At 62.5% G+C, this 4,451-nt stretch carries 3 protein-coding genes; all 3 read right to left on the bottom strand.

The features are described from left to right. Positions 1-263 precede the first annotated feature (263 nt). Positions 264-833 (bottom strand): inner membrane-spanning protein YciB, encoded by a 570-nt coding sequence (locus WB528_RS06180; protein WP_423887541.1) that lies wholly within the window; start codon positions 831-833, stop codon positions 264-266. Between the two features lie 132 nt (positions 834-965). Beyond that, on the bottom strand, positions 966-2,393 hold the full coding sequence (locus tag WB528_RS06185) for a methyl-accepting chemotaxis protein (RefSeq protein ID WP_423887542.1): 1,428 nt from the start codon (positions 2,391-2,393) through the stop codon (positions 966-968). Positions 2,394-2,448: 55 nt separating this feature from the next. Further along, positions 2,449-4,203, bottom strand: a complete 1,755-nt coding sequence (locus WB528_RS06190) for a methyl-accepting chemotaxis protein (RefSeq protein WP_423887543.1) — start codon at positions 4,201-4,203, stop codon at positions 2,449-2,451. Between the last annotated feature and the right edge of the window lie 248 nt (positions 4,204-4,451).

The following is a 4,451-nucleotide window of genomic DNA, read 5'->3' on the forward strand; positions in this document are numbered from 1 at the left end:
GGAGAGCGCGGAGTAAGCCGTTAAAACCATTGCGCAGGAAGCGCCGGGTGATCCCGGCTGAACCTGTGGTGACTTTGCTCGTGTGCTTTTTTATTTTCGCACGCGAGACCGCGGGTGCGGCTTAAGCGCCCGGCGTTTCCTGCGCCCTCGAATGTTTCGGGGGGAAAGATCATGCACAACTCGGGCGCGCTGGCGCGGCGAGAGCGTGTGCCTTTGGCTATTCAGATTGGGCTGTTTGAAAATTGAAGTAGAAATTGCGCACGTCAGGAAGGGATTGCCGCCAGCCGCGCGCGGCGGCGAACGGCGATGGTTCGCATGGTGGCGTAACCGATCAGGAACAAGGCCACCTTGCTGACGATGGCGTAGATCGACATGAATGCCGACCAGGTCGCCACACTGAAGTTCAGGGCCACGATCAGGTTGAGACCTGCCGAAACGAACATCAGGCCCGCCCAAAGGTAGCCGAAGATCATGGCGACGTCCGGTATCAGTTCGATCGCAACGGGCGGCAGATAGCGGTTCATCCATCCCGGCTTCAGCATCACAATGCCGACGACGCAGTAGATCACGCTCGGCTTGATCATCACAAAGCGTGGATCATTGGTGAGCAGCGTGGCCGTTCCGGCGCCCAGCACCAGAAAAAGGCTCAACCACTGCATGGTGTCGATCGGCTTTTTGCGTGCGAACTCCCAGCCGATCTGGGCGGCGCCGAGCGCCATCCCGAGGAGGACCGACAGCGTGATGTTTTTTGTCAGGAGATAGACGAAAAGAAAAAAGAACGTCGAGGCCAGGTCGAGGAGAAGCAGCTTTCCTGCTTGGAGTAGACTCTTCATCCGATCCGCAAGCTCCGGTCCATCATCGCTAACGATTATACCGCGGACGTGTCTTGGCGAGAAGGTATCGCTTGGAGCTTGCGGTGGTCCGGAATCCACCCCAGGGCTCGGCTGGAGGCGACGTGCGCCGGCTCAGCCCTGTCGGAATCCCATGCGGAAGGCGCCCCAGTGGCGGCCACGGACGAAGATCGGCGAGGATACGTCCTTCATCAGCACGAAATTGCCGCCGCCCATGTCGCGCCGGTAGGTCTGCAGCAGGAACGGCTTGGTGTTTGCCGCGACCTTCTTCACGGCGCGGTCGTTGAACAGGCGCCGGTTGCGGCAATTCGCATTATTCCAGACCGGGTCCTTGCCCTGCGGCAGACGATAGTTCGGATTGTGGGTCGGCAGGTAGCCGCCTTTGGCCCAGGCCACGCAAAACACGATGCGCGGGTCGGATTTCTGGATCGGATCCTGAATCGCGGGCAGCGTACGATCGGTGAACTCGACATAGTCCGTCATGTATTGCTTGGGATCGGTGCCGGAAATCTCGCGGTAATTCTCGTCCATCAACTGCTCGAGTTTAATCTCGCGGCGCTCGATCGCCGCTTCGAAGATGCTCGAGATCTGCTTGGCGGTATCCACGACGACGCGGATCAGGGGGGCATCCGACGTCTCCACCCCGCTGTCGGCGATCATCGCGATCAGGCTTTCGGAGAGGTCGAGAAGCTTGGTGACGCGCTCGTCGGCATGTTTCAGCTCGTTCGAGGAAAGGTCGACGCCCTTGGCGAGGTTGTGCAACTCCTCGATCACCGTGTCGCAGTGACCGAGATTGGAGGTCGCGGCCTTGGCGACACCGTCGATTTCCTGACCAACCTTGGTGAAGCCGTCCTGCACACGGGCGATGATGCTTTGAATCTGTGTCGCGCCCCCGCCGGCGGTCTTGGCGCGCGAGGAGGCTTCGCCGCTTTCGCCGATCAGGCTTCCGAGCTGGCCGTCGAGGTCGCGAACGGTCTCGCCGATCTGGTGGGTCGCCTGGCGGGTGGCTTCCGCGAGGCTCTTCACTTCGCTCGCCACCACCGCGAAGCCTCGTCCGGCGGCGCCGGCGCGCGCCGACTCGATGGTTGCGTTCAGCGCCAGAAGGTTGGTCTGCTTGGCGATCGCCTCGATCGTGGACGAGGCCTTCGCAACCTGCGCCAGTGCGGAGGAGACGGCGCCGAGCCGTGTCTCGATGCGGCCGACCGATTCGACGAGTTCCGCAATGTGCTTGACCGCGGTCTCTACGGCGCCCCGCGACTGGATGATTTCGTCGACCGCGCTCGACGACGCCGTCTGCACTGCCCTGGAAGCGTCGGCGATGCCGTGGTTGGCCGCGACCATCGTCTCGGCCGTCCTCTGCAGATGCGCGAAATGCTCGGATTGCGTCGAAACCCGGTTAGCGACCTCCTGGACGTTGCCTGCGACGTCGGCAAGCTCGACGCCGAGGCCGCCGATCCGATTGGTGAGTTGATCGACCAACCGCTCGCTTTCCGATCGCGACGCAGTATCCACTTCCAATCTCGCAGGCTCGGTGACAGACATCGTTGCGCTCCAGATCAATCGATTTCAGACGCTCAATGTCTTGAGCGGCACAGGTTCAAAGCTTGTAGGCGGTTCGGAAACCGCCCCAGTGCCGGCCCTGGATACGGATCGGCACGTCGATCTCGCGCATCATCACTGTCTTGCCGTTGCCCATGTCGCGGGCGTAGCTCTGGATCAGATAGGTGCGCTGGTTGCGGCCGGCCGCGAGGCCGGCGGTATCGTTGAAAATGCGGCGGTTGCGGCTGTTGGCCGTGTTCCAGGCGACGTCGCCCGCGCGCTGCGGATGGGAGTAGATCTTGTTGTGCACCGGCAGGTAGCCATTGCGATCGATCGCGACGCAGAACACCATGCGCGGATCCTTGGCGAGGAAGGCTTCCTGGAACGGCGGCAAAGCGCGATCGGCCCAATCGAGGATGCGCGTGCGGTGCTGAAGCGGATTGCTGCCCGGTATCTCGACATAGTTGGTGTCGAACATGGCCTCGATCGGGATCGCGCCGCTCGACACGCCGCGTTCGAAAATTTCACGGAGCTCAACCCCGGCTTCCATGGCGCGGGTGACGAATTCGATGTTCTCGTCGTGGATCGACCACAGCTTGTCTTCGATCTTCTCGGTCAGCGCGGCATCGTTGCTCATGAAGCTGGCCTGAACGCCCGCGCTCGACCGCTCGCCGCTGCGGATCTTGCAGGCGCCGATGTCTTCCATGGTGACGGAAAGCGTCTGGTTGAGCGGTACCCTGGCGGCCTCGGGTCCGCCGATCAGAATGTTTTCCAGCGAAATCTCGTAGACGGCTGCTTCGATCTTGCCCTGCGGGGCGTCGATCTCGATCCTGAGGTTGCAGGGCAACGGCTCGCGCTTGCGGCGGTCGGTGCGCAAATCCTGGCCGAGCAACACCGCGCAGCGGGATTTGAGTTTCTGCGCAAAGACGGTCACGGCCTTGCCGGCATTGGCGACATACTCGCGGTGCGCATCGGCTTCCCGGGCGACGCTGTCGATTTCAGCGGCGCTGTCGCCGACCGACGCGATGAAGTTCGATGCCGTGGCGGCATTCTCGGTCATCTCGTTGGTAGTCTGGGTCTGCTCGGCCACCGCGCCGTTGACGTTCTCGAACACCGGCCGGATTGCCTGGATCGCCTGCGAGATCCGGTGCACCGCCTCGACCGATCCGGCGGCGTCGCGTTGCAGCGCGTCGATCTTCTGCTTGATCTCCTCGGTGGCATCCTGGGTTTGCACCGCCAGCGCCTTGACCTCGGAGGCGACGACGGCAAAGCCGCGTCCCGCCGTACCTGCGCGCGCCGCCTCGATAGTCGAGTTCAGCGCCAGCAGCGTCGTTTGCCGCGCGATCTGTGCAATCAGGTTGACGACGTTGCCGATGGCGGCCGAGGATTCCTTGAGACGGTCGACATTGGCGCTCGCGTCATGGGCGGCGGCGCCGGCCTCGTCGGCCAGTTTTCCGGCATCGCGCACCTGCGATCCGATGCCTTCGGCCGAATCGGCGAACTTGCCGGCCGCCTGCGAGAAGATGGCCGCGGTGCTTTGCGCCTCGCTCGAGCGCACGCTCAGCGCGTCGGTGCGTTGGCGGACCGCGGAAAGTGTAGTGGCCGTAGCCTCCGCGCCTTCGGCAACGGAACTTGCCGCGCGTTCGAGCTGGCGAATCATGCCGCCGAGTTCGATCTCCAGCAGTTCGAGAATTTGACTAGTGGACTCGGCTTCAGACGTTTCCACGGCCTCCGCCGGAGCAGCCGGCTTTGCAGCCTCTGGTTCGGGTGCAGCCGGTTGGGGCGCAGGCTTCCGGAACAGTCCAATCGCCATGAAGTCGCTCGGTCGTGGAATACGATGGCGTCATCTTCCCACCGCGCCGTGAAGTGATGGTTAACAAATGCCTGTTTTGGAGGCAATTTGCCCTGCGGCAGTACTGAAAATTTCGCCCAATCTTTGATTTCGGCAGGTCTCGGGCCTATAAGGCCGCCTTTCCAATCCAAATCACCCGCACGGACCCCCCAGAGAACCCGCATGGCCGGCCATTCCCAGTTCAAGAACATCATGCACCGCAAGGGCCG

This window comes from Bradyrhizobium sp. (assembly GCF_049586575.1).
Lineage (GTDB): Bacteria > Pseudomonadota > Alphaproteobacteria > Rhizobiales > Xanthobacteraceae > Bradyrhizobium.